The 24,248-nt window shown below is 66.7% G+C and carries 24 protein-coding genes; 14 read left to right on the top strand and 10 right to left on the bottom strand.

The genetic code is table 11. The features are described 5' to 3' along the window. The first annotated feature begins 130 nt into the window (after positions 1 to 130). The 5 genes from ACWPN8_RS05730 to ACWPN8_RS05710 all read left to right on the top strand — a co-directional run bounded on the left by ACWPN8_RS05730 (position 131) and on the right by ACWPN8_RS05710 (position 7,746). Positions 131 to 1,426: a hypothetical protein gene (locus tag ACWPN8_RS05730; protein WP_492240155.1), complete on the top strand. Its 1,296-nt coding sequence runs from the start codon at positions 131 to 133 to the stop codon at positions 1,424 to 1,426. A gap of 264 nt (positions 1,427 to 1,690) precedes the next feature. After that, entirely contained in the window at positions 1,691 to 2,587 is an 897-nt protein-coding gene (nifH, locus tag ACWPN8_RS05725; RefSeq protein WP_063634031.1) for a nitrogenase iron protein, read from the top strand. Positions 2,588 to 2,771: 184 nt separating this feature from the next. After that, entirely contained in the window at positions 2,772 to 4,211 is a 1,440-nt protein-coding gene (gene nifD / locus ACWPN8_RS05720) for a nitrogenase molybdenum-iron protein alpha chain (protein ID WP_109450494.1), read from the top strand. Between the two features lie 31 nt (positions 4,212 to 4,242). Continuing rightward, positions 4,243 to 5,802: a nitrogenase molybdenum-iron protein subunit beta gene (gene nifK / locus ACWPN8_RS05715; protein ID WP_109450496.1), complete on the top strand. Its 1,560-nt coding sequence runs from the start codon at positions 4,243 to 4,245 to the stop codon at positions 5,800 to 5,802. Between the two features lie 384 nt (positions 5,803 to 6,186). Further along, the gene (locus tag ACWPN8_RS05710; protein WP_492240154.1) at positions 6,187 to 7,746 is read left to right on the top strand and encodes a methyl-accepting chemotaxis protein; all 1,560 of its coding nucleotides are present in this window, start codon (positions 6,187 to 6,189) and stop codon (positions 7,744 to 7,746) included. A 39-nt stretch (positions 7,747 to 7,785) separates the two neighbouring features. Here ACWPN8_RS05710 and ACWPN8_RS05705 read toward each other — a convergent pair whose 3' ends face one another. Continuing rightward, positions 7,786 to 8,313: a hypothetical protein gene (locus ACWPN8_RS05705; RefSeq protein ID WP_109450500.1), complete on the bottom strand. Its 528-nt coding sequence runs from the start codon at positions 8,311 to 8,313 to the stop codon at positions 7,786 to 7,788. Positions 8,314 to 8,556: 243 nt separating this feature from the next. Between ACWPN8_RS05705 and nifE the strand changes: the two genes are divergently transcribed. From nifE to fdxB, 6 genes are read left to right on the top strand one after another with little or no spacing between them, the layout of a single operon-like run. Continuing rightward, positions 8,557 to 9,975 carry a nitrogenase iron-molybdenum cofactor biosynthesis protein NifE gene (gene nifE / locus ACWPN8_RS05700; protein WP_109450502.1) on the top strand — a complete coding sequence of 473 codons (1,419 nt, stop codon included), beginning with the start codon at positions 8,557 to 8,559 and terminating at the stop codon, positions 9,973 to 9,975. Between the two features lie 5 nt (positions 9,976 to 9,980). Beyond that, positions 9,981 to 11,381, top strand: a complete 1,401-nt coding sequence (nifN, locus tag ACWPN8_RS05695; RefSeq protein ID WP_492240153.1) for a nitrogenase iron-molybdenum cofactor biosynthesis protein NifN — start codon at positions 9,981 to 9,983, stop codon at positions 11,379 to 11,381. Positions 11,382 to 11,419: 38 nt separating this feature from the next. After that, positions 11,420 to 11,818 (top strand): nitrogen fixation protein NifX, encoded by a 399-nt coding sequence (gene nifX, locus ACWPN8_RS05690; RefSeq protein ID WP_109450505.1) that lies wholly within the window; start codon positions 11,420 to 11,422, stop codon positions 11,816 to 11,818. Between the two features lie 2 nt (positions 11,819 to 11,820). Beyond that, positions 11,821 to 12,276 (top strand): NifX-associated nitrogen fixation protein, encoded by a 456-nt coding sequence (locus ACWPN8_RS05685; protein ID WP_109450506.1) that lies wholly within the window; start codon positions 11,821 to 11,823, stop codon positions 12,274 to 12,276. Between the two features lie 17 nt (positions 12,277 to 12,293). Continuing rightward, positions 12,294 to 12,494, top strand: coding sequence for a CCE_0567 family metalloprotein (locus ACWPN8_RS05680; RefSeq protein ID WP_455176626.1), 201 nt, complete (start codon positions 12,294 to 12,296; stop codon positions 12,492 to 12,494). A gap of 56 nt (positions 12,495 to 12,550) precedes the next feature. Further along, positions 12,551 to 12,844 carry a ferredoxin III, nif-specific gene (fdxB, locus tag ACWPN8_RS05675; RefSeq protein ID WP_012973385.1) on the top strand — a complete coding sequence of 98 codons (294 nt, stop codon included), beginning with the start codon at positions 12,551 to 12,553 and terminating at the stop codon, positions 12,842 to 12,844. Between the two features lie 140 nt (positions 12,845 to 12,984). On the opposite strand, the gene ACWPN8_RS05670 is transcribed toward fdxB, so the two are convergent. The 3 genes from ACWPN8_RS05670 to ACWPN8_RS05660 form a co-directional block, all read right to left on the bottom strand. Next, a complete protein-coding gene (locus tag ACWPN8_RS05670; protein WP_492240152.1) occupies positions 12,985 to 14,349 on the bottom strand; it encodes a glutamate--cysteine ligase in 1,365 nt (454 codons plus the stop codon). A 48-nt stretch (positions 14,350 to 14,397) separates the two neighbouring features. Further along, the gene (locus tag ACWPN8_RS05665) at positions 14,398 to 15,177 is read right to left on the bottom strand and encodes a 16S rRNA (uracil(1498)-N(3))-methyltransferase (protein WP_492240151.1); all 780 of its coding nucleotides are present in this window, start codon (positions 15,175 to 15,177) and stop codon (positions 14,398 to 14,400) included. Between the two features lie 176 nt (positions 15,178 to 15,353). Beyond that, the gene (locus ACWPN8_RS05660; protein ID WP_492240150.1) at positions 15,354 to 15,737 is read right to left on the bottom strand and encodes a response regulator; all 384 of its coding nucleotides are present in this window, start codon (positions 15,735 to 15,737) and stop codon (positions 15,354 to 15,356) included. A gap of 232 nt (positions 15,738 to 15,969) precedes the next feature. Between ACWPN8_RS05660 and ubiA the strand changes: the two genes are divergently transcribed. Continuing rightward, a complete protein-coding gene (gene ubiA, locus ACWPN8_RS05655) occupies positions 15,970 to 16,917 on the top strand; it encodes a 4-hydroxybenzoate octaprenyltransferase (protein WP_492240149.1) in 948 nt (315 codons plus the stop codon). Positions 16,918 to 17,020: 103 nt separating this feature from the next. Here ubiA and ACWPN8_RS05650 read toward each other — a convergent pair whose 3' ends face one another. After that, positions 17,021 to 17,800, bottom strand: coding sequence for a CHAP domain-containing protein (locus tag ACWPN8_RS05650; RefSeq protein WP_492240148.1), 780 nt, complete (start codon positions 17,798 to 17,800; stop codon positions 17,021 to 17,023). Positions 17,801 to 18,008: 208 nt separating this feature from the next. On the opposite strand from ACWPN8_RS05650, the gene ACWPN8_RS05645 reads away from it, so the two are divergent. Further along, complete coding sequence (locus ACWPN8_RS05645; RefSeq protein WP_492240147.1) at positions 18,009 to 18,668, top strand: class I SAM-dependent methyltransferase; 660 nt, start codon at positions 18,009 to 18,011, stop codon at positions 18,666 to 18,668. Here the strand turns inward: ACWPN8_RS05645 and ACWPN8_RS05640 are convergent. Next, on the bottom strand, positions 18,665 to 19,270 hold the full coding sequence (locus tag ACWPN8_RS05640; RefSeq protein ID WP_492240146.1) for a uracil-DNA glycosylase: 606 nt from the start codon (positions 19,268 to 19,270) through the stop codon (positions 18,665 to 18,667). The two genes, ACWPN8_RS05645 and ACWPN8_RS05640, sit on opposite strands and share 4 nt — an antisense overlap. A 141-nt stretch (positions 19,271 to 19,411) precedes the next feature. Between ACWPN8_RS05640 and ACWPN8_RS05635 the strand changes: the two genes are divergently transcribed. Then, positions 19,412 to 19,822, top strand: a complete 411-nt coding sequence (locus ACWPN8_RS05635) for a 4a-hydroxytetrahydrobiopterin dehydratase (protein WP_492240145.1) — start codon at positions 19,412 to 19,414, stop codon at positions 19,820 to 19,822. Positions 19,823 to 19,850: 28 nt separating this feature from the next. On the opposite strand, the gene dgcA is transcribed toward ACWPN8_RS05635, so the two are convergent. The 4 genes from dgcA to ACWPN8_RS05615 all read right to left on the bottom strand — a co-directional run bounded on the left by dgcA (position 19,851) and on the right by ACWPN8_RS05615 (position 24,201). After that, on the bottom strand, positions 19,851 to 20,843 hold the full coding sequence (gene dgcA, locus ACWPN8_RS05630; RefSeq protein WP_492240144.1) for an N-acetyl-D-Glu racemase DgcA: 993 nt from the start codon (positions 20,841 to 20,843) through the stop codon (positions 19,851 to 19,853). 90 nt (positions 20,844 to 20,933) lie between these two features. Beyond that, positions 20,934 to 21,980 carry a PDC sensor domain-containing protein gene (locus ACWPN8_RS05625; protein ID WP_492240143.1) on the bottom strand — a complete coding sequence of 349 codons (1,047 nt, stop codon included), beginning with the start codon at positions 21,978 to 21,980 and terminating at the stop codon, positions 20,934 to 20,936. A 378-nt stretch (positions 21,981 to 22,358) separates the two neighbouring features. Beyond that, the gene (locus ACWPN8_RS05620) at positions 22,359 to 23,702 is read right to left on the bottom strand and encodes a methyl-accepting chemotaxis protein (RefSeq protein WP_109450525.1); all 1,344 of its coding nucleotides are present in this window, start codon (positions 23,700 to 23,702) and stop codon (positions 22,359 to 22,361) included. Next, a complete protein-coding gene (locus ACWPN8_RS05615; RefSeq protein ID WP_492240142.1) occupies positions 23,677 to 24,201 on the bottom strand; it encodes a PAS domain-containing protein in 525 nt (174 codons plus the stop codon). The genes ACWPN8_RS05620 and ACWPN8_RS05615 overlap by 26 nt, the downstream gene beginning before the upstream one ends. Positions 24,202 to 24,248: the final 47 nt, after the last annotated feature.

Below are 24,248 nucleotides of genomic sequence, written 5' to 3'. Positions count from 1 at the left end.
GCGCGTGCCAAGCCTTCACCGCCGCAACCGGCACAGGCGTGTCGCCGCATGTCGCAACATTGTCCATTTGAAGCCGAACGATCCGTCCCCATACTCTGTACAGCGACGCTTACGATCCGGCGGCACCCGCATGGCCTTCTGGCCGACCAAGTACGACGATAGCCGGCGCCGGCGCACTTCGCCGCTGCCCACCCAGACGCCTGCCGCGACGCCCGCCTCTGCCAGCCCCGTCACGCCTGCCGGCGGTCCGCCGCGCGGCGTCGCGGAAGCCCGGACCGCCCTGCGGCTGGCCCAGCTTCTCCGCGGCACGATCACCCCCCTGCGCGGCGACACGGTGCTGGAAATCCTGGAGCCGCACCGGCCGCGCCTGGTGCCCAAGCCGGTCAACCCGCTGCCGGCATTGGTCGGCAAGCCGCAGGGACAGATGGTCGACGCGCTGCTGCGGCCCATCGGCCAGATCGTCACCGACGTGTTGTTGCCGGGGGTGCGCGACCACCTGATCGACCGGCTGGTGGCCGGCCGCACCGACCATGAGGACAGCCTGCCGGGCGCCGTCGACCTTGCCGAAGCGATGCGGGCGCTGGTCGGCCGGATGCGCGGCGCCGGCAAGGGCCATCTCCAGGCCGTCGTCGCCGCCATCGGCACCGATGCCCGCGCCACCGCCGACGCACTGACCAGGGACAGCCGCCCCATCGACGTGGGCGGCATCGACCGGCTGGCCCGCGCCCTGCTGCGCTTCGAGGTGCGGCGGATGGCGCTGGAGGCGCTGGGGGGTGCCAGCGCCTTGCAGGACGTCATCTATCAGTCGCGACGGCTGGCCCGCTATTCCCTGCGCCGCGCCACCGAGGCGATCGAGGGATTTGTCGCCGACCGCGGGCTGAAGACGCTCCATGCCAGCCTCGCCACCCTGGCCCAGGCCGACGGGCTGATCGTCATCGCGCTGCGCAATCTGGACGACCAGGAGGAGACGAAGGAGGAGTCCGGCCCCTTCGTCGAGCCGGCCGACCGCAAGGCGATGAACGACTGGCTGTCGGCGGCGTGGCGCCTTTCCGACACATTGTTCGATCTTGTCGGCAAGGCCGCGGCCGGCGGCGAGCTGGACGACCTGCTGTTCGCCGCCTTGCTGCGGCAACTGCGCAGCCTGCATCACTTCTGCGCCGACCTGACCCACGCCGGCCGCCCGGCGGCCGTGGACACGCTGAAGCAGCGGCTGGTCGACCGCTGTGACGCGCTGGCCCGCCTGACTGGGGAGCGTCTGGTCGAGGCGCTGCTGGCCAAGCCCGCCGATCCCGCCCTCGCCCGTCGGCTGTTGGCGCGCGGCCGTCTGCTCGCCCAGCTGCTCTATGACATGAACCGCGACGAGGCGGTGGAGGAGCTGGCGCTCCGCATCGTCGTCGCTGCCGAGGCGCTGGGCGAAGAGCGCTGAAGCGCAGGAATCGGCGGGCCCGCCCGCTTCCAAAGCTCCCCTGCCGCAAAGACCCGACAAAATGTCGGGCTTTGTCGTGTGTGTCGGGACCACGACAAAGGAAAGGGAAAGGCTTCCTGAGAAAATTATATAATAAAATCAATAGCTTATTGGATTTTTTTAGCTCTGGCACGGGTCGTGCAATCCATGAAATCCGAAGCGGCCACGAACCGGCCGCACCGGATCGAAACACAGTCCCACGACCCAAGCACAGGAGCGACCCACATGGCCAAAGCGCCTCTGCGTCAGATCGCCTTTTACGGCAAGGGCGGTATCGGCAAATCCACCACATCTCAGAACACGCTGGCCGCGCTGGTCGAGCTGGATCAGAGGATCCTGATCGTCGGCTGCGACCCGAAGGCCGACTCGACCCGCCTGATCCTGCACGCAAAGGCCCAGGACACCGTCCTGCATCTGGCCGCCGAGGCCGGCTCGGTCGAGGATCTGGAGCTCGAGGACGTGCTCAAGATCGGCTACAAGAACATCAAGTGCGTCGAGTCCGGCGGTCCGGAGCCGGGGGTCGGCTGCGCCGGCCGCGGCGTCATCACCTCGATCAACTTCCTGGAAGAGAACGGCGCCTACGACGACGTGGACTATGTGTCCTACGACGTGCTGGGCGACGTGGTGTGCGGCGGCTTCGCCATGCCGATCCGCGAGAACAAGGCCCAGGAAATCTACATCGTCATGTCCGGCGAGATGATGGCGCTCTACGCCGCCAACAACATCGCCAAGGGCATCCTGAAGTACGCGCACAGCGGCGGCGTCCGTCTCGGCGGCCTGATCTGCAACGAGCGCCAGACGGACAAGGAATGGGATCTGGCCGACGCGCTGGCCAAGCGCCTGGGCTCCAAGCTGATCCACTTCGTGCCGCGCGACAACATCGTCCAGCACGCCGAGCTGCGCCGCATGACGGTCATCGAGTATGCCCCGGACAGCAAGCAGGCCGGCGAATACCGCGCGCTCGCCAACAAGATCCATGCGAACTCGGGCCAGGGTTGCATCCCGACCCCGATCACCATGGAAGAGCTGGAAGAGATGCTGATGGACTTCGGCATCATGAAGACCGAAGAGCAGCAGCTCGCCGAGCTGGCCGCCAAGGAAGCGGCGAAGGCCGGCGCCTGACCCCAGGCGTAGCGACGGTTGCCTACCGGCCCCCCTGCCGTCCGCGCAGGGGGGACCGCCTGAACACTGGCCCCATCCCCAGCCCCGCACAACGCCGACCCAGCAAAGCCAGGGGCGACGGCGTGGGAGGGAGGGGCTCGGTCACGCGCTGCAGTGGCGCGAATATTCAAGCAGGAGGCCGGCTATGAGCCTGTCCGAGAACACCACGGTCGACGTCAAGAACCTCGTCAACGAAGTCCTCGAAGCCTATCCCGAAAAATCCCGCAAGCGCCGCGCCAAGCACCTGAACGTGCTGGAGGCCGAGGCCAAGGACTGCGGCGTCAAGTCGAACGTCAAGTCCATCCCCGGCGTCATGACCATCCGCGGCTGCGCCTACGCCGGCTCCAAGGGCGTGGTGTGGGGTCCGATCAAGGACATGATCCACATCTCCCACGGTCCGGTCGGCTGCGGCTACTACTCCTGGTCCGGCCGCCGCAACTACTACATCGGCGACACCGGTGTGGACAGCTGGGGCACGATGCACTTCACCTCCGACTTCCAGGAGAAGGACATCGTCTTCGGCGGCGACAAGAAGCTGCACAAGGTCATCGAGGAAATCAACGAGCTGTTCCCGCTGGTGAACGGCATCTCGATCCAGTCGGAATGCCCGATCGGCCTGATCGGCGACGACATCGAGGCTGTCGCCCGCGCCAAGTCGGCGGAAATCGGCAAGCCGGTCATCCCCGTGCGCTGCGAAGGCTTCCGCGGCGTGTCCCAGTCGCTGGGCCACCACATCGCCAACGACGCCATCCGCGACTGGGTGTTCGAGAAGACGGAACCCAAGGCCGACTTCGTCTCCACCCCCTATGACGTCACCATCATCGGCGACTACAACATCGGCGGCGACGCCTGGTCGTCCCGCATCCTCCTGGAGGAGATCGGCCTGCGCGTGATCGCCCAGTGGTCGGGCGACGGCACCATGGCCGAGTTGGAGAACACGCCGAAGGCCAAGGTCAACCTGATCCACTGCTACCGCTCGATGAACTACATCGCGCGCCACATGGAAGAGAAGTTCAACATTCCGTGGATGGAATACAACTTCTTCGGCCCGAGCCAGATCGCCGAGTCCCTGCGCAAGATCGCGGCACTCTTCGACGACAAGATCAAGGAGAACGCCGAGAAGGTCATCGCCCGCTACCAGCCGATGGTCGATGCGGTCATCGCCAAGTACAAGCCGCGGCTGGACGGCAAGAAGGTCATGATCTACGTCGGCGGCCTGCGTCCCCGCCACGTCGTCGATGCCTACCATGACCTGGGCATGGAGATCATCGGCACCGGCTACGAGTTCGCCCACAACGACGACTATCAGCGCACGCCGCACTATGTGAAGGAAGGCACGCTGATCTACGACGACGTCACCGCGTTCGAACTGGAGAAGTTCGTCGAGGCGATGCGTCCCGACCTCGTCGCGTCGGGCATCAAGGAAAAGTACGTGTTCCAGAAGATGGGCCTGCCGTTCCGCCAGATGCACAGCTGGGACTACTCCGGCCCGTACCACGGCTATGACGGTTTCGCGATCTTCGCCCGCGACATGGACCTGGCCATCAACAACCCCGTCTGGGGCGTGATGAAGGCCCCGTTCTGACCATCGGCCTCTGGAACAGGAGAATTTGAGAATGACCGACAAGCTTTCGCAGAGCGCCGACAAGGTCCTCGACCACTACACCCTCTTCCGGCAGCCCGAATATGCGGCGATGTTCGAGAAGAAGAAGACCGAGTTCGAGTACGGCCATTCGGACGAGGAAGTCGCCCGCGTGTCCGAATGGACGAAGTCCGAGGACTACAAGGCGAAGAACTTCGCCCGTGAAGCGGTCGTCATCAACCCGACCAAGGCCTGCCAGCCGATCGGCGCGATGTTCGCCGCCCAGGGCTTCGAGGGCACCCTGCCCTTCGTCCACGGCTCCCAGGGCTGCGTCGCCTATTACCGCACCCATTTGACCCGTCACTTCAAGGAGCCCAACAGCGCGGTCTCCTCGTCGATGACGGAAGACGCGGCGGTGTTCGGCGGCCTGAACAACATGATCGACGGCTTGGCGAACGCCTATGCGCTCTACAAGCCGAAGATGATCGCGGTGATGACCACCTGCATGGCCGAAGTCATCGGCGACGATCTGCAGGGCTTCATCGCCAACGCGAAGAACAAGGAAAGCGTCCCGGCCGACTTCCCGGTCCCCTACGCCCACACCCCGGCCTTCGTCGGCAGCCACATCGTCGGCTACGACAACATGATCAAGGGGATCCTGACCAACTTCTGGGGCACGTCGGAGAATTTCGACACGCCCAAGACCGAGCAGATCAACCTGATCCCGGGCTTCGACGGCTTCGCGGTCGGCAACAACCGCGAACTGAAGCGCATCGCCGGCGAGTTCGGCGTGAAGCTGCAAATCCTGTCCGACGTGTCCGACAATTTCGACACGCCGATGGATGGCGAGTACCGCATGTATGACGGCGGCACCACCATCGAGGAGACCAAGGAGGCCCTGCACGCCAAGGCCACCATCTCCATGCAGGAGTACAACACGACCCAGACCCTGCAGTTCTGCAAGGAGAAGGGCCAGGAAGTCGCCAAGTTCAACTACCCGATGGGCGTCACCGGCACCGACGAGCTGCTGCTGAAGCTCGCCGAACTGTCCGGCAAGCCGGTCCCGGCCAGCCTGAAGCTGGAGCGCGGCCGTCTGGTCGACGCCATCGCCGACAGCCACACCCACATGCACGGCAAGCGCTTCGCGGTCTACGGCGACCCGGACTTCTGCCTGGGCATGACCAAGTTCCTGCTGGAGCTGGGTGCGGAGCCGGTGCACATCCTGTCGACCTCCGGCTCCAAGAAGTGGGAGAAGCAGGTCCAGAAGGTGCTGGACGCCTCGCCCTTCGGCAAGTCGGGTGCGGCCCATGGCGGCAAGGATTTGTGGCACCTGCGCTCGCTGATCTTCACCGACAAGGTGGACTACATCATCGGCAACAGCTACGGCAAGTATCTGGAACGCGACACCAAGGTTCCGCTGATCCGCCTGACCTACCCGATCTTCGACCGCCACCACCACCACCGCTACCCGACCTGGGGCTACCAGGGCGCACTGAACGTGCTGGTGCGGATCCTGGACCGGATCTTCGAGGACATCGACGCCAACACCAACATCGTCGGCCAGACCGACTACTCGTTCGACCTGATCCGCTGACCGGCAGGCCGCCGGCGCTTCAGCTTTCGATTTGCAGGCATCGGTTCAGCCAAACCGTCGGGCCGGGATTTCCATCCCCCAGCCCGGCGGCAACCTCCCCAGCCCGGAGAGCGTCGGCAACGGCGCGCTCCGGGTATTTTTGTCGGGAGAAGGAACACGGGAGACTGAGAAGCAGTCTTTATTTCTGGAGATTATATTGCCGCCTTGAAGTAATTTATGGTCGGTCCGCAGAACGATCAGGCTTCAAAAAGCGGATGGATTTTGCAGAGACTAAAATATATAGGGGAGAAATAGGTAAAATTGCATATATTGAGCAAAAATCACCCTTATATTCATGCTTTCACCACACCTTAGGACCAATACTAATTGACCTAATTCCGCTCCATGCGCTTCGATTATTTACGGTCGGCTTTCGATCGTGGCGCACCGCAAACGCAAGGAAGGGGGGCGGAAATGTTCGGCTTCATTCAGACGATCTATGGCAAGGGTTCAAACAGCCACGCCCTGCTGTCCGCCTTGGACCGCTCGCTTGCCATCATCGAGTTTTCCCTGGATGGAACGATCCTGAATGCCAACCCCAATTTCCTGGCGGTGATGGGCTATTCATTGCCCGAAGTGGTCGGACGCCATCACAGGATGTTCATCGACCCGGCCGAACATGCCAGTCCCGCCTATCAGGAGTTTTGGGATCGGCTGAGACGCGGCGAGTTCCAGCGGGCGTTGTACCGGCGCATCGCCAAGAACGGTCGCGAGATTTGGATCGAGGCCACCTACAACCCCATTCTCGATGCCACCGGCCGTGCCTGCAAGATCATCAAAGTCGCCACCGACGTCACCGAACGGCAGGCGACGAACGCCGACATGCGCGGCAAGATCGATGCGATTTCGCGGTCGCAGGCGGTGATCGAATTCAATCCCGACGGCACGGTCATCACCGCCAACGAGAATTTCCTCACCGTTCTCGGCTACAGTCTGGATGAAGTCCGCGGGCGCCATCACAGCATGTTCATCGATCCGCAGGAGCGCGAGACTCCCGCCTATCGCGAATTCTGGAAAAGGCTCAACAGCGGACAGTTCGAAACTGCCCAATACCGGCGCATCGGCAAGGGCGGGCGGGCTGTCTGGATTCAGGCGTCCTACAACCCGGTGTTCGACGACATGGGCCGACTGTGCAAGGTGGTTAAGTTCGCAACGGACATCACCGAACAGATCGGCATGCTGGGCCGCCTGAAGTCCCTGATCGACACCAATTTCTCGGAGATCGAACAGGCGATGACCACGGCCCACCGGCAGGCCGATACCGCCGCTGCCGCATCGTCGCAGACGCGGGTGACTGTACAGACCATCGCGGCCGGCGCGGAGGAGCTGACGGCGTCCGCCCACGAAATCGCCGACGGCATGTCCCGGTCGCAGCAGGCGGCCGATGTCGCGGTGAGCGAGACCAACAACGCCGACCGGGCCGCCACCCGACTTTCGGAAGTCGCAAAGGCGATGGGAGGCATCGTCGAACTGATCCGTTCCATCGCCGGACAGATCAACATGCTGGCCCTGAACGCGACCATCGAGGCGGCGCGGGCGGGCGAGGCCGGCAGGGGCTTCGCCGTGGTTGCCAACGAGGTCAAGAACCTGGCCAACCAGTCGGCTAACGCGACCGCCCAGATTTCCCGCGAAATCGAGGGAATGCGATCCGTCTCCGGCGATGTCGTGTCTTCCCTGTCGGCAATTCGCATAGCCATGAACAATCTGCGCGAATTCGTCGTCATGTCCGCCGGCGCCGTCGAGGAGCAGACCACCGTCACCGCGAGCATCTCCGTAAACATGCAGGGAGCATCGACCTCGGTGGCGGTGGTGGACCGGAACATCACCTCAATCTCCACCGCCTTCGCTCAGGTCGGAACCGCCATCGCCTCGACCAAGGAGGCGGCGCAAGTGCTCGCCCGCTGATCGGGCTGGCGGGCTGGCGGGCTGGCCAGCCATTTCGCCTCAACCGCCGCGAATCGCGAAGCCGACCACCCGTTCCAGTGCACGGTCGGCCGCCGCCTGCCAGCCCTCGCCGCCCAGCTCGATCGAAGCCGGCGGGAATCCGACCGACGGGGCGGCCATGCCGTCGCGGACCGGACGGGCGCGCAGCAGCAGACGGGGGCGGGCACCGCCGCTCCAGTCCTGGCGGCCTTCGAGGACGACCAGCAGGACCGGGCCATCGACCGCAAGCGGCGTCTCGGCAGGTTCGGCATCGGGCATTACCGCGCGCAGGCCGAGGCGAACCACCGCCTTGCCGTAACCGCCGGCTTTCCGGGCGACGAGATCGGCGGCGGCATCGCACAGCATCCCGGCCTCCGGTGGAACCGGGCGTTGGTCGAGGTCGAGGAACCGGCACGCGACACCGATCTCACCCCCCGGTTCCTGGGCCAGCCGGATCACCGCGCCGTCCTGTGCCGCCGCGGCGGGGACTGCCGCCAGCACCGCCACCATCGCGGCCGCATATCGCCAGCGCCTGCCGTACCGTTGCATTGTTGCTTTCCACCCGTTCGAGCCGTCCTGATACGGCCGGCCCTCCCCGCCCCCTGCGCGGCCCATCCCCTGCGCGACATGTGCGACACCCGACAAGCCCCCTGGGCGGAGCCGCCGATTGTCAGCTATCGGACAGGGTTGGAAAACCAGACAATCGTTTTTCGCCAACGACTTACCCACTGGCACGCCCCCTGCATCACGCCGATGCAGAGCCATTTCCGGCGCCAGGATGGGAGAGCGGGCATGCTCCAGGACAAGATCCAGGATGTCTTCAACGAACCGGGCTGCGCGACCAACCAGACCAAGTCGGCCAAGGAGAAGAAGAAGGGCTGCACCAAGTCGCTGAAACCAGGGGCGGCGGCCGGCGGCTGCGCCTATGACGGGGCGATGATCGTGCTCCAGCCGATCGCCGACGCCGCCCATCTGGTCCATGGCCCCATCGCCTGCCTCGGCAACAGCTGGGACAACCGCGGCTCCAAATCCTCGGGCTCGCAGCTCTACCGCACCGGCTTCACCACCGATCTGTCGGAACTGGACGTCATCGGCGGCGGCGAGAAGAAGCTCTACCGCGCCATCAAGGAAATCGTTCAGCAATACGACCCGCCGGCCGTCTTCGTCTATCAGACCTGCGTGCCCGCGATGACCGGCGACGACATCGCTGCGGTCTGCAAGTTCGCCGCGCAGAAGCTGGGCAAGCCGGTGATCCCGGTCGATGCCCCCGGCTTCGTCGGATCGAAGAATCTCGGCAACAAGCTGGCCGGCGAAGCCCTGCTCGACCACGTCATCGGCACGGTCGAGCCCGAATACACCACGCCCACCGATGTCTGCATCATCGGCGAATACAACCTCGCCGGCGAGCTGTGGCTGGTCAAGCCGCTGCTGGACGAGATCGGCATCCGCCTCTTGTCCTGCATCTCCGGCGACGGCCGCTACCGGGAGGTGGCCCAGGCCCACCGCGCCCGCGTCACCATGATGGTGTGCAGCCAAGCGCTGGTGAATGTCGGCCGCAAGATGGAGGAGCGCTACGGCATCCCCTATTTCGAGGGCTCCTTCTACGGCGTCTCCGACATGTCGGACACGCTGCGCACCATGACCCGGATGCTGGTGGAGCGCGGCGCCGACAAGAGCCTGATCGACCGCGCCGAGGGCGTGATCGCGCGGGAGGAAAGCCGGGTCTGGCGCCGGCTGGAACCCTACAAGCCGCGTTTCGACGGCAAGCGCGTCCTGCTCTTCACCGGCGGGGTCAAGAGCTGGTCGATGGTCAGCGCGCTGGAGGGCGCGGGGCTTACCATCCTCGGCACCTCCACCAAGAAATCGACCAGGGAGGACAAGGAGCGCATCAAGAAGATGAAGGGCGAGGAGTTCCACCAGTGGGACGATCTGAAGCCGCGCGACATCTACAAGATGCTGGCCGACAACCGGGCCGACATCATGATGTCCGGCGGCCGGTCGCAGTTCATCTCCTTGAAGGCCAAGGTTCCCTGGCTCGACATCAACCAGGAGCGCCACCACGCCTATGCCGGTTATGACGGCATCGTCAATCTCTGCGAGGAGATCGACAAGACGCTGTCCAACCCGATCTGGCGTCAGGTCCGCCAGCCGGCACCGTGGGAGTCGGGCCCGTCCTCCGCCCTTCTGGCTTCCTCGATGGCGGCGGAGTGACGGCGATGTCCCACATCCAGCGCTTCCCCTCCGCCGCCAAGGCCGCGTCGACCAACCCGCTGAAGATGAGCCAGCCGCTGGGCGCGGCGCTGGCCTATCTCGGCGTCGACCGCTGCCTGCCGCTGTTCCATGGCTCGCAGGGCTGCACCGCCTTCGGGCTGGTGCTGCTGGTGCGCCATTTCCGTGAGGCGATCCCGCTGCAGACCACGGCGATGGATCAGGTCGCCACCATTCTCGGCGGCTACGACAATCTGGAACAGGCGATCCGCACCATCGTCGAGCGCAACGATCCCGCCATGATCGGCGTCGCCACCACCGGCGTCACCGAGACCAAGGGCGAGGACATGGGCGGGCAATACACGCTGTTCCGCCAGCGCAACCCCGACATGGCCGACACGGCGCTGGTCTTCGCCAACACCCCGGACTTCGCCGGCGGCTTCGAGGACGGCTTCGCCGCCGCGGTCACCGCCATCGTCGAGCGGCTGGTCGAACCGTCGCCGGTGCGCATCCCGACCCAGGTCAACGTGCTGGCCGGCTGCCACCTGTCGCCCGGCGACGTCGAGGAACTGCGCGACATCATCGAGGGCTTCGGCCTGTCGCCGATCTTCCTGCCCGACCTGTCGCTGTCGATGGCCGGCCGCCAGCCGTCCGACTTCACCGCCACCTCGCTGGGCGGCGTGACGGTCGATCAGATCCGCGCCATGGGCGCTTCGGCCATCACCATCGTGGTCGGCGAGCATATGCGGGTGGCCGGCAACGCGCTGGAGCTGAAGACCGACGTGCCCAGCCATTTCTTCAACCGCCTGACCGGGCTGGAGGCGACGGACAAGCTGGTCCGGCTGCTGACGGAGCTGTCGGGCAAGCCGGCGCCCGCCCGGCTGCGGCGCCAGCGCGAAAGCCTCGTCGATGCCATGCTGGACGGGCATTTCTTCTACAGCCGCAAGCGCATCGCCGTCGCGCTGGAGCCCGACCTGCTCTATGCCGTCACCGGCTTCCTCGCCGACATGGGGGCCGAGGTGATCGCCGCGGTGTCGCCGACGCAGAGCCCGGTGCTGGAGCGGCTGAAGGCCGCCACCATCATGGTCGGCGACCATTCCGATGTCGAGACGCTGGCCCGCGATGCCGACCTGATCGTCTCCAACTCGCACGGGCGGCAGGGGGCGGCGCGGATCGGCGTGCCGCTGCACCGCATGGGCCTGCCGCTGTTCGACCGGCTGGGGGCCGGTCTGCGGGTGCAGGTCGGCTACCGCGGCACGCGGGAGCTGCTGTGCGAGATCGGCAACCTGTTCCTCTCCCGCGAGATGGACCACGAGAGCCATGCCCACGGGCAGGACCGGCACGGGCACGACAACCACGGGGAATCCCACGGCTGCGGAGGCGGATCATGCGGATGCAACGCCGTCTGAGCGTGGTGCAGGACCCACGTCCGACCAAAGGAGGATCGATGAAGGTCGCTTTCTGCACCCAGGACATGCAGCACGTCGATGCGCATTTCGGCTGGGCCAAGAACATCGCCGTCTACCAGGTCGACCGCCAGGGCCATGCCTTTCTGGAGACATTCCAGTTCGGCGGTTCGATGTTCGAGGACGGCAACGAGGACAAGCTGGTGCCCAAGCTGGAGGCGCTGGCCGACGTCGCCATCCTCTATCTGTCGGCCATCGGCGCATCGGCCGCCGCCCGCGTGGTGGCGAAGAAGATCCATCCGGTGAAGGTCGAGGCCACCGACACAATCCCGGCCCTGCTCGACAAGCTGGTCCAGACGCTGAACGGCAATCCGCCGCCCTGGCTGCGCAAGGCGATGGGCGAAACGCCCGAATTCCATTTCGACGAGGAGGAGGTCTGAGTATGGCTGATGTGGCTGAATTGTCCGTCGCCGACCAGTTCGTGAAGACGCTGGTCCTGCTGTTCCGTGCCGAGGACAGCTATGGCGCCTGGGAAGGCAAGCCCGACGAGGCTCTGCTCGCCCCCTTCGTGCTCGACAAGGAGGCGCGGGCCGCCATCCCGATCATCGGCGATCCCGACCCGGACACGCTGTGGCGACTGGAGCTGTTCTACAAGGCGGTCGGGCTGATGGTGGAGAAGCAGACCGGCCTGATGGCCTCGCCGATGATGAAGATGAGCCATGAGGGCTTCGGCCGCATGATCCTCACCACCGGGCGGCTGGTGGTGGTGTCGAAGTCCCTGCGCGACGTCCACCGCTTCGGCTTCCCCAGCATCGAAAAGCTCGCCGCCGACGGCGCCAGGCTGGTCGAGGACGCCGTGGCGCTGATCCGGGAATATCCCGATGTCGCGAACCTCTGAACCACGGAGCTGCGACCATGAGCGAGATCGACGCCCTGAAGGACGAGATCAAGAAGCTGAACGCCCGCGCCACCCAGAAGAAGATGGACCTTCACGATTTGTCGGAAGAGCTTCCGCAGAATTGGCAATCCATCCTGACGGTGGCGCAGGAAACCTATGACGCGTTCAAGACCCTGACCGAGAAGCGGGCGGCGCTGAAGGCGCTGGAGACGGCGTAACCCCACCATTCCCAAAGAAGAGCTTAGGCGCACCCTTTCCCGAGAGGAGCATTCCCATGGCTGAGTTCCTGACCGGCACCACCCGCGGTGGTCAAAGCTGGACCCCGAAATTCGTCCAATCCATCGACCAGAAGCAGTGCATCGGCTGCGGCCGCTGCTTCAAGGTGTGCGGGCGCGGCGTGCTCGACATGATCGGCCTGACCGAGGACGGCGACATCGTCGACGCCTTCGACGACGAGGCCGAGAAGAAGATCATGACGGTCAAGGAAGCGGCCAACTGCATCGGCTGCGAAAGCTGCTCCAAGGTGTGCTCGAAGAGCTGCATCACCCATGCGCCGGTGGCGGCCTAGAGTGTGATCGGTTCAAGCGGAAGCGCTTGAAGCGTGAATCACACGGAAAACCAAAAACTTAGAGCCTGTCTGTGCTCGTTGAAGCATCAGACAGGCTCTAAAAACGGGGGCTGACGCACGGGCGCCGGCCCCCACCCTTTTCAGTACGCGTATTCCTTGAACACCGGATCGACGCTGCCGCCCCAGGGCCCGTTGAACTTCTCAAGAAGCTCGTCGGCGGGGCTGCGGCCGGTCTCGGCGACGACCTGAAGCGTGTCGAGGAAGTGGGTCTCGTCGTCGCCCCAATTGTCGTTGCGGGCGCGGCGGGCCAGACCGTCGCGGGCAATCGCCAGCATCTCCAACGCCACGTTCCGCACCGTCCCGGTGCGGAAGGTCGTGCGCAGGCCGGACCGCGGCACCTCGGCACGCAGATGCGCCCGCTCCGCCGTCGTCCAGTCCTTCACCAGATCCCAGGCGGCATCCAGCGCCACCTGATCGTAGAGCAGCCCCACCCACAGGGCCGGCAGGGCGCACAGGCTGCGCCACGGGCCGCCGTCGGCGCCACGCATCTCCAGATACTTCTTCAGCCGCGCTTCCGGAAAGGCCGTGGTGGTGTGGTCGGCCCAGTCGGTGATCAGCGGCAGCTCGCCCGGCAGCGCCGGCAGCTTGCCATCCATGAAATCGCGGAAGGACTGGCCGGCCGCATCGATATAGGTGCCGTCGCGGTAGACGAAGTACATCGGCGTGTCGAGCAGATAGTCGACATAGCGCTCGAAACCGAAGCCGTCCTCGAACACGAAGGGAATGTCGCCGGTGCGGTCGGCGTCGGTGTCGGTCCAGATGTGGCTGCGGAAGCTCTGGAAGCCGTTCGGCTTGCCCTCGGTGAAGGGGGACATGGCGAACAGGGCGGTGGCGATGGGCTGGAGGGCCAGCGACACGCGGAACTTCTTCACCATGTCGGCTTCGGAGGCGAAGTCGAGGTTCACCTGCACGGTGCAGGTCCGCGTCATCATGTCGAGGCCGAGCGAGCCGACCTTCGGCATGTAGTCGCGCATGATCTTGTAGCGGCCCTTCGGCATCCAGGGGATGTCGTCGCGCGTCCATTTCGGCTGGAAGCCCAGCCCCATCATGGCGATGCCCAGCTCGCTCCCGACCTCCTTCACCTGGCGCAGGTGGCGGTGCACCTCGGCACAGGTCTGGTGCAGGGTCTCCAGCGGGGCGCCGGACAGCTCGACCTGCCCGCCGGGCTCCAGCGTGATGTTGGCCATGTCCTGGACCAACGCGATGATGTTGCCCTTCTCCTCCACCGGCTGCCAGCCGAAGCGGGTCATGCGGGTCAGCAGTTCGCGGATGCCGTCCGGCCCGTCATAGGGCAGCGGCCGCAGGTCGGAGGTGCGGTAGGCGAATTTCTCGTGCTCGGTCCCGATGCGCCAGTCGGGTGCCGGCTTGCAGCCGGATTCGAGATAGGCCGCAAGCTGGCGGCGGTCGGTGATGGGTTCGCCGCGCGTTGTCGGGGGTGCGGACATGAAGTCTCTCGCGGGAAGTGGACGGAGGTTCGGCCGGGTGACGGCCGGTTATGGGATCGGCGCGCGGAAAGGCGGACGCCGGTCGCTTCCCCCGGCAGTCCAATCCCCGGCCAAGGACTGCCAGCAAGCCAACGCCGCCACCACCGCCGTGTCGGCCCGCAGAATGCGCGGACCCAATCCCACCGGAACAACAAAGGGAAGTTTGGCGAGTTCGTCAAGTTCCGACTGGTCGAAGCCGCCCTCCGGCCCGACCAGCAAGGCGGCCGGCCCGGGCGGCGCATCGCGCAGCACCTCGGCCACCGGACGGGCGGACCCGGCCTCCGCGCACAGATAGAGCCTGCGGTCGGCCGGCCAGCCGGCCAGCGCGCGGTCCAGCGGCACCGCCTCGCCCATCTCCGGCACGCTGAGGCGCTCGCACTGCTCGGCCGCCTCCACCGCGTTGGCGCGCAGCCGGTCGAGGTTGACGCGGTTGGGATCGGTTCGCCGGGTGAAGACCGGCCACAGGCGGGACACCCCCATCTCCGTCGCCTTCTCCGCGACGAAGTCGATGCGGCCCTTCTTCAGCGGCGCGAACAATAGCCACAGGTCCGGGGTGGTGTCCTGCTCCCGCCGCTGCTCCGCCACGGTCAGCGAGCACCAGCCCTTGCCGAAGCCGTCGATGACCGCCCGCCATTCGCCGTCACGTCCGTTGAACACCGCGACGGAGTCGCCGCGGTCCAGCCGCAGGACATGGCGCAGGAAATGGGCGCGCTCATGGTCGAGCCCGACCGACTGGCCTTCGGCCAGCGGGCTGTCGACATACAGGCGGGTCTTGATCGGGTCGGCCATGGCATTCGTCTCCGCGGGGCGGTGGAGACTATAAAGCGGATCGCGTGAAACCGGACGAGATTTGACGCGCGAGGCAGCCCTTCAAATACAGCGCCAAAGGTTCATGCGCTTCACGGTAGACGCACCGAGGCTTCGGACGGGGGCGCCACGTGCCGAACCCGGTCCGGAGGCCGGCGTCAGCCGACGGCGATCAGGGAGTCGATCTGCCGGCGCAGGTCGTTGGGCTGAACCGGCTTGTGCAGGATGCGGATCTGGTCCGCCTTGGCCGCGGCCATCAGTTCGGCCCCGGTGTCGCCGGTCAGGATTATCGCGGGCACGGTGACGCCACAGGCCTCCCGCACCGCCCGCACGGCGGTGATGCCGGACCAGCCGTCGCGCAGCCGGTAGTCGGACAGGATCACGTTGGGCAGTGGGCAGCCGGGCAGCTTCGCCAGGACGGTTTCCACATCCTCGGCGGCAAGCACCTGATAGCCCCAGGTGTCCAGCATGATCTCCATCCCGGCCAGAATGATCAACTCGTCGTCGATGACGACGGCGAAACGGTCCGGTGTTGTGCTCATGTCCATTTACGATTGCAGGCCGCTGAGGTTATGACAAAGAAACAGTATTGGCACGATTTTGACGAGCGCAAGATCACAGGCTGCAATTTTCCATGGCTTGGGCTCGGGTGATTTGCCGCACCGCGCTTGCCGCACGGAGGCCAGCCCGATACCTTCCCCGTCATCCACGCCCTGATTGCCGCCCTGATTGGCTGGTCAGACATCCTCATAGCACAGCGGAACCGCTGCCGTCATGCCCACTGCCTCCACAGGCCCCACTCTGCCCGAGTCCGGCTTCACCGACATCCGCCAGGACGGCTGGATCGCGCGGAAGCTCCCGCCCCGCGTGCGCCCTTATGTCACACTGGCGCGACTCGACCGTCCCATCGGGACATGGTTGCTGCTGTTCCCCTGTTGGTGGAGCGTGGCGCTGGCCATGCCGCAGCCCTTCCGCGACTGGCCGACGCTGCTCGGGCTGATGGCGCTGTTCGGCGTCGGCGCGGTGCTGATGCGCGGCGCCGGCTGCACCGTCAACGACATCCTCGACCGCAAGTTCGACGCGATGGTGGAGCGCACCCGCTCCCGCCCGATCCCGTCGGGTCAGGTGACGGTGCGTCAGGCCCTGGCCTTCCTCGCCGCCCAGCTTCTGGTGTCGCTGCTGATCCTGGTCCAGCTGGGCACGACGGCCATCGGGCTGGGGGTGCTGTCGCTGCTGCTGGTCTTCACCTACCCGCTGATGAAGCGCATCACCTGGTGGCCGCAGGCTTTCCTGGGGCTGACCTTCAACTGGGGCGCCCTGATGGGCTGGGCCACGGTTCAGAACGACGTCGGCTGGCCGGCCTTGGCGCTCTATGTGACGGGCGTCGCCTGGACGCTGGGCTATGACACCATCTACGCCCATCAGGACAAGGAGGACGATGCCCGCATCGGCGTGAAGTCCACCGCGCTGCGCCTGGGCGACCAGAGCAAGATCTGGATCTATGGCTTCTACACCCTGACCTATGTCGGCATCGGCATCGCCGGGCGTCTGGCGGGCCTGGGCGGGCTGTTCCTGCCGGTGCTGTCGCTGGCGGCCCTGCAGCTGGCCTGGCAGGTCGCGACCTGGCGGCCGGACGATCAGGGCGATTGCCTGGACAAGTTCAAGTCCAACCGCTGGTTCGGCTGGCTGGTGCTGGCGGCAATCCTGGCGGGGAAGATTTAAGCGGGCATTGTGGGAGGGTGTCGGCTTCGATGCCCGAACCTCCGCACAAACGAAAAGGGCGGAGCCAAGCCCCGCCCTTCCTGAAAACCTGAATCTATACCGCTCAGCGTTCGCTGGTGTCGGCCAGCTGGGCGACGGCGTTGCCGGAGCCGGGCTTGCGGCCGGGAGCGACGGTGCGGTGGCTGCCGGGACCGGAAAGCTCGGCGACCGTGACCGGGGCGGACTGCGCACCGGACGGCTTGCGCGACGGCAGCACCGCGACGTCGATGCGCTGCGGCTTCTGCGGCGTCTGGGAGGCGACGGCGGTCGTGGCAAGGCTCTGCGGCTTGCGGCCGGGGACCGAGACGCTGAGGTTCTTCTGCGGGTGCAGGGAGGCTTCCATCATGCGCGGGCCGTTGGCCTTGGCACGGCCACGCGGGCTGCTGGCGAAGCCCTGGTCCATGCCGCGGTCGCCGGCATCCAGCATCCGGCCGCCGCGCGGGGCGTCGGACTCGCCTTCCGGCAGGATGAAGCCGTAGGCGGCGTAGACGCGCAGACCCATCTGGTCGGTCGGCTCGTGCCAGACGCGGACCGCGGACCAGTCGTTGTTGCGGGACACGTCGACCACCCGCATGCCGCGGCGAAGCCCGTCGCCGTCGATCCAGCTGTGATCGACCTCGATGGTGCGGCGGTCGATCACCGCGCTGACCAGCGAGACGTGGCCGCGGCGCATGTGGCCGGTGCGCTTGAAGACGAGGACGGAGCCGATGGCGGGGCGGTGTTCGCGGTCATACTGGCCGGCGGCGTGATCCCACCAGGTCCAGGCGTCGCCGCGTATGGTGAAGTCGGAGATGGAGCGGACCGTCCGAACGCAATCGCCGTCTTGTGCGGCCGCCGTCGACACGGTAAGGGGGCTCAGCGCGATCAAAGCCGCAAACGAAAGGCCGATGGCGGTTCCCCTCTGCCGCATGACTCCCCCAATCCCTCTGTTTTCCCCTGGTGGAAACGGGTAACACGGGTTCGCAGCTGTGTCTACACCGTTTGAATTATGTAACATTGATAAGCCACCGCCAGCCTTCCTCCCAACAGCGGAGCCCCTTGGGAAACCTCGTATGAACAATGCATCTCCGCCAGATTTCGTCCGCGATAACACGACGCTGACGACCACGCCGCTGTTGCCGGAAATCCAGCTTCATCTTGCCACCGAAGTCACTCCACTCTGGCAGGCGACCGAGGAGACCTTGGCCGCCACGAATTTGCCACCGCCATACTGGGCTTTCGCTTGGCCCGGGGGACAGGCTGTGGCGCGGCTGGTGCTCGACCGGCCGGAGCTGGTTGCCGGCAGGTCGGTGCTCGATTTTGCCGCAGGCACCGGGCTGGTCGGCATCGCCGCGATGAAGGCGGGGGCGGCGCGGGTGCAGTCCTGCGACATCGACCGCTTCTCGCTGGCCGCCATCGCGCTGAACGCCGAAGCCAACCGGGTGGAGGTCAAGCCGGTCAGCGCCGATCTGGTCGGCCGGCCGCTGCCGGGCATCGAGGTGGTCCTGGCCGGCGACGTCTGTTACGAGCGGCCGATGGCCGAGCGGGTCACCGCATGGCTGCGCGAGGTCGCCGCCACCGGCACGCTGGTGCTGCTGGGCGATCCCGGCCGCGCCTATTTCCCGGCGAGCGGCGTCGAGAAGCTGGCGACCTACACCGTTCCGACCTCGCTGGAGCTGGAGGACCGCGAAGCGCGCGAAACCGCAATCTGGCGCCTGTTGCCTGACGCCTAGCGATTGAGACGCGACACGGCCAGCCGCAGGTCGGCCAGGAAGGTCGGCTGCTCGACCAACTGGCCGCGCAGCAGGTAGCTGGGGTGGAAGGTCGGCACCACCTCCACCCCCTCCAGCAGGCGGCAGGGCAGCACCGTGCCGCGCAGCTGCAGGATGCCGTTCTCCCCGGTCAGCGCCCAGGTGGGGGTCCGGCCGAGCGCCACGATCACCGACGGGCGATAGTCGGCCAGGGTGGCGCGCAGATGCTCGATCTCGCCGGCGAACTCGGCCAGCAGCCGGTCCGACGTGCCGAAGGCGCCCCAGCTCTCGTCGATCTCCCGCCCCTCCTTGCGGGCACGGGCGCGCGAGGAGAAGAAGTGCCCCACCTTGTTGCCGGGCGGCTGGTAGCGGAAGACGTTGGCGACGAGACATTCCGCCCGTTCGATGCCGACGGCGGCCAGCGATTCGTCCAGCAGCTTGCCGCTGCGCCCGACGAAGGGAGTGCCCTGCCGCGCCTCCTCCGCCCCCGGCGCCTCGCCGACGATGGCAAGCCGCGGCCCGTCCACCGGCTTGGTCGGATACTGGTAGTCGGCGAAGGGCATGTCGGTGCGCAGGTCTGTCATCGGATCGGTTCCAAAAGTGCATCGCGAGAACTCAAGGCAGGGTGCCGGACTTGCCGAAGCACCGCCCGGAACCCAAGCTTCTAGGCGGTACGCTTCTAGCGCAGACCACCAGTCAAGGCCACCAACAGGGGAGAGACCGGGATGACGCCACAGGCGCCGACGACGCAGGAACTGGCAGCGAAGACCTGCGAACCCTGCCGCGGCGGGATTCCGCCGATGGACCGCACGATGGCCGAGTCCTATCTGGTGCAGGTGCCGGGCTGGGTCCTGAAGGAAGGCCCCGACCGCATCGAGCGCGACTTCCGCTTCCCCGACTTCGTCCAGGCCCAGGCCTTCGCCAATCAGGTGGGCGACCTGTGCGAGGCGGAAGGCCACCATGCGGAGATCCATTACGGCTGGGGCCACTGCTCCGTCGCCTTCTGGACCCACAAGATCAAGGGCCTGCACGAGAACGACTTCGTCATGGCGGCGAAGGTGAACGGGCTGGCCGACGCGCCCTATGTGCCGGCATCGGTGGGAACCCCGCCGCCGCCCTATGTGCAGGGCGCGTGAGAAGCACAGGTGGGGGCAAGGCCTTGGCCTACCCCCACAGCTCCGCCGACGGCGGCTGCACCACCGCGCCGTCATAGACCAGCCCCGGCTCGCGGTCGCGGGCGAGCAGCAGCGGGCCGTCGAGGTCGACATAGCGCGCCCCCTGCCCCACCAGCATGGCCGGCGCCATCGCCAGCGACGTCGCCACCATGCAGCCGACCATCACCTCGAAGCCCATGGCGTGGGCGGCGGCGGTCATCGCCAGCGCCTCGGTCAGGCCGCCGGTCTTGTCCAGCTTGACGTTCACCACCCGGTAGAGCCCGCGCAGGCGCTCCAGCGACTCCAGCCCGTGGCAGGATTCGTCGGCACCGAGCGGCACCGGGCAATCGACCCCGCGCAACGCCTCGTCCTGGCCGGCGGGCAGCGGCTGCTCGATCATCTCGACGCCCAGCCCGGCGAGCACCGGGGCGAAGCGATGCAGTTGGTCCAGCGTCCAGCCCTCGTTGGCGTCGACCACCAGCCGGGCGGCGGGAGCGGCCGCGCGGACGGCGGCGACACGGTCGAGATCGCCCTCCCCCGTCAGCTTCATCTTCAGCAGCGGATGCCGTGGCGCCCGCTCCCGCGCCGCGGCGGCCATCGCGGCGGGCGCGTCGACGCTCAGCGTGTAGCAGGTGACGAGCGGCCCCGGCGGCCGGGACAACCCGGCGAGCGTCCAGGCCGGCACGCCGCTGCGCTTGGCCTCCAGGTCCCACAGCGCGCAATCCAGCGCGTTGCGGGCGGCACCCGGCGGCATCAGCCGGCCCAGCGACCGGCGGTCGAGGCCGCCGGCGACGGCATCGGCCATCGCCTCCAGCGCGGCGGCGACCCCGTCGACGCTTTCGCCATAGCGGGCGTAAGGCACGCATTCACCGCGGCCGCGGTGGGGACCGTCGGTCACCTGCGCCACCACCACCGCGGCTTCAGTCTTGGCCCCGCGCGAGATGCGGAAGGCGCCGCGGATGGGAAAACTCTCCCGGTGGACGGTCAGCTGTTGGGCGGACATGCTCTGCAACCCCGAAACGGAACAGGGCCGGGAGTGTATCCCGGCCCCGTTCCATAAGGCGACAGGCTTGACGCGCAAGGGCTGGCGGCTTCAGCGCTCCTGAACGATGACGCCGTACCAGCCCAGCCCCTTGTAGGTCTCGTAACCCGGTGTCAGGGCGTAGCCGACCAGACGGTTCTTGTCGTCGATGTAATGGCCCATGGTGCCGGCGGCGCGGCGCAGCGGCACCGTCTCGGTCAGCATGCCGCGGCCGTCGGACGACGCGATGACGCGATGGCGGGCGTCGAGCAGCAGGCACCGCGACTTCTCGCGCTCGCCGGCTTCCAGCCGCACGCCCTCGACCACCGCGGCGGCCTGCGGCTCCCAGTCGAAGAAGATGCCGAGCACGCCGATGGCATCGCTGTCCGCCTCGCCGTCGCGCCGGATGGCGGTGGCATAGGTGGCGACGACGCGGTCGTCCAGGCTGCGGTTGCGGGCGACGTCGCCGACGGTGAACTCGCCGCCGTTGCGGGTGGCCAGCGCCTGGCGGAACCACGGCTCGTCCGACACGTTGGCGCCGCGCGCACCGGGATAGCGGTCGGGCCGGCCGTTGGCGATGACGGTGCCGTTGCGGTCGGCGATCCAGAGGTCGAGATAGACGGTGTAGGATTCCAGGATCACGCCCAGCCGGCGCGAGGCATGGCGGCGCGCCTCCTCCGTCGGATCGGCGGCGCAATCGACCACCGCGCTGTCGGTCGCCCACCAGCGAACGTCGCAGGACCGCTCATACAGGTTGCGGTCGATGATCTCGATCATGTTGAGCGACAGGTCGGCCAGCCGCTTGCCGTGCATCTCCTGCACCATGGCGCTGCCGGTGGTGGTCAGGTGATCGACGCGGGCGACGATTTCCGACCGCAGCTCCTTGGTGATGCTGTTGACCTGGGTCGAGATCTCCGACACCTCGTTGGCGACGACGGCGAAGCCGCGTCCGGCGTCGCCAGCCCGTGCCGCCTCGATCAGGGCGTTCATGGCCAGCATCTTGGTGCGCCGGGTGATGTCCTCGATCAAGGACACCTTCTTCGACGCAACATCCAGCACGCCACGCGACAGCTCGAACAGATCGGTGCCCGCCATGCTCATCGTCTTGTCCCCCGTCATGACCGTCCCTGCAGTCTCCAAATCAAAAGCCGTGCCAACGGTCACCGGCGCTCCGCAAACGGCCCACCTCCCCGGATTCCGCGGCACTTGGCCGCAGCGGACAGTCCGTCACCCGTCTCATCAGGGTTAGCGTACGGTTAAGCTGCTGAAACAGCAGGCATACTGGCGTCGGGTTGCGCAACAGGTTGCAAACTTGCCATAGGCGCGGCAGTCTTGTTGCGGAGACGTAACACGAATTCGCCACGAATTCGCAACAAAAATTCTTATTCACACTGCCAGACGCCAGATCAATTCCGCATTGCAAAAAGGCCGTCCACATCCTGTGCACATTCGCCGTGCAGTCGATGCGGCGCGCGCCGATGCAACGCGCCACCCTCCTCAGGCGACGCGGTGCATCTCGTCCAGGAAAAGCTGGACTTCCCGGGTCAGGCGGTCCGCCTCCGCGGCCATCCGCCCGGATGCCGCGAACACCTCGTGCGCGGTGCTGCTGGTGCGGCCGGCGGCGTCGGTGACGTCGCGGATGTCGTCGGACACGGCACGGGTGCCGGCGGCGGCCTGCTCCATGTTCACGACGATCTCGCGCACGGCGGAGCCCTGCTGCTCGATCCCGGCACTGATGCCGGCGGCGATCCGGTTGATCGACTGGATGGTGTGGCCGATGCCGACGATGGAGGTCACCGCCTCGTCGGTGGAGGACTGGATGGCGGAGATCTGCGCGGCGATGTCGCCGGTGGCCTTGGCGGTCTGATCGGCCAGCCGTTTCACTTCCTGCGCCACCACGGCAAAGCCCTTGCCCGCCTCGCCGGCACGTGCCGCCTCGATGGTCGCGTTCAGGGCCAGCAGGTTGGTCTGGCTGGCGATGTCGTTGATCAGGGTGACGACGTCGCCCACCGTGCGCGCCGCACCGGATAGCGTGCCGACCAGCGCGTTGGACCGCTCGGCCTCGCCGACCGCGGTCTCGGCGACGCGGGCGACATCGCCGATCTGACGGGAGATGTCGGCGATGGAGGCGGACAGCTCCTCCGTCGCGGCGGCGACGCTGCCGACATTGCTGCCGGTCTGCGCGGCGGAGGCCGCGACCGACGACGCCTTGCCGGTCGCCTGGGTCGCATCCGTCTCCATGGTCCGGGCGGAGATCTCCAGCCGGTGTGCGGTGTCGGCAACCTCGCTGCACACGCTCTGGATCTGGCCTTCGAAACGCTGGGTCACGCCGGCGAAGCCGGCAACCTTCAGCGAGATGCTCTCCGTCGCCGCATTGATGGTGCGGCTGGCGTGCAGGAAGCCGCCCTGCATGCCGCGCAGCACGATGCGGCGGAAATACTTGTGCTCCGACACCGCATGCATGGAGGCGGTCGCCTCGCGCACGAAGGCGTCGGTGCGATCGATGGCGTCGTTGGTGGCGTGCATCAGCTCGCCCAGCGCCCCGCCCTCGCGGATGCCGATCACCCGCGCCTCGAAATCGCCGGCGGCGACGGCACGGTTCACCCGCGTCAGCCGGTCGACCGCCGCGCCGGCCCGGCGCAGGAACAGCAGCGCCCCCCCCAGCGCCGCCAGACCGGCCACCGCCAGACCGGCGCGCAGAGCCAGGCCGCCCATCCCCAGCAGATCGGCAGCCAGCAGCGCCGCCAGAGCCACGCCAGCCAGCACGGCCAGCCCGCCGGCCCGCGCCAGCGACGATGGCCCGGAAGAGGACGGCTTAGAGGGAGAAGACGAATTCGTCATACCCGATCCCCTTCTCCGCCAGCAGAGCGAGGACGGCGGCGAAGCCAGCCTCCATCCCCTGCTTGCGGTCGGCATGGCTGTTCTCGATGTCCAGAAGCTGGCGGTAGAGCGGGATGACCTTGTCCAGCGCCGCCCGCTCCGGCACCCGGCGGGAGGAGTGGTAGCCGATCACCCGCCCTGCGGCGTCGAAACTGGGCGTGACATGGGCGAAGACCCAGTAATGGTCGCCGTTGCGGGCACGGTTGACCACATAGGCGAAGATCTCCTTCCCCGCCGCCAGCGTGTCCCACAGCAGCTTGAAGACGCAGCGCGGCATATCGGGATGGCGGACGATGGAATGGGGCGCCCCCATCAGGTCGGCCTCGTCATAGCCGGCGACCCGCTGGAACACCCGGTTCGCGTAGGTGATCCGCCCCTTCAGGTCGGTTTTGGAAACGATGACTTCATCCGGGTCGAAGAAGCGTTCCACCCCCGTCAGGGGGACGTCGCGTCGTGCCATGTGCCTTCCGGTCTCCCGCTTCCCAAACCCGCACGGTCCCAAGCGCC

The sequence above is a fragment of the Azospirillum sp. UENF 112521 genome, assembly GCF_058780665.1.
The sequence above is the reverse complement of the archived record's forward strand: the minus strand, read 5'-3'. Positions and strand labels throughout refer to the sequence as shown.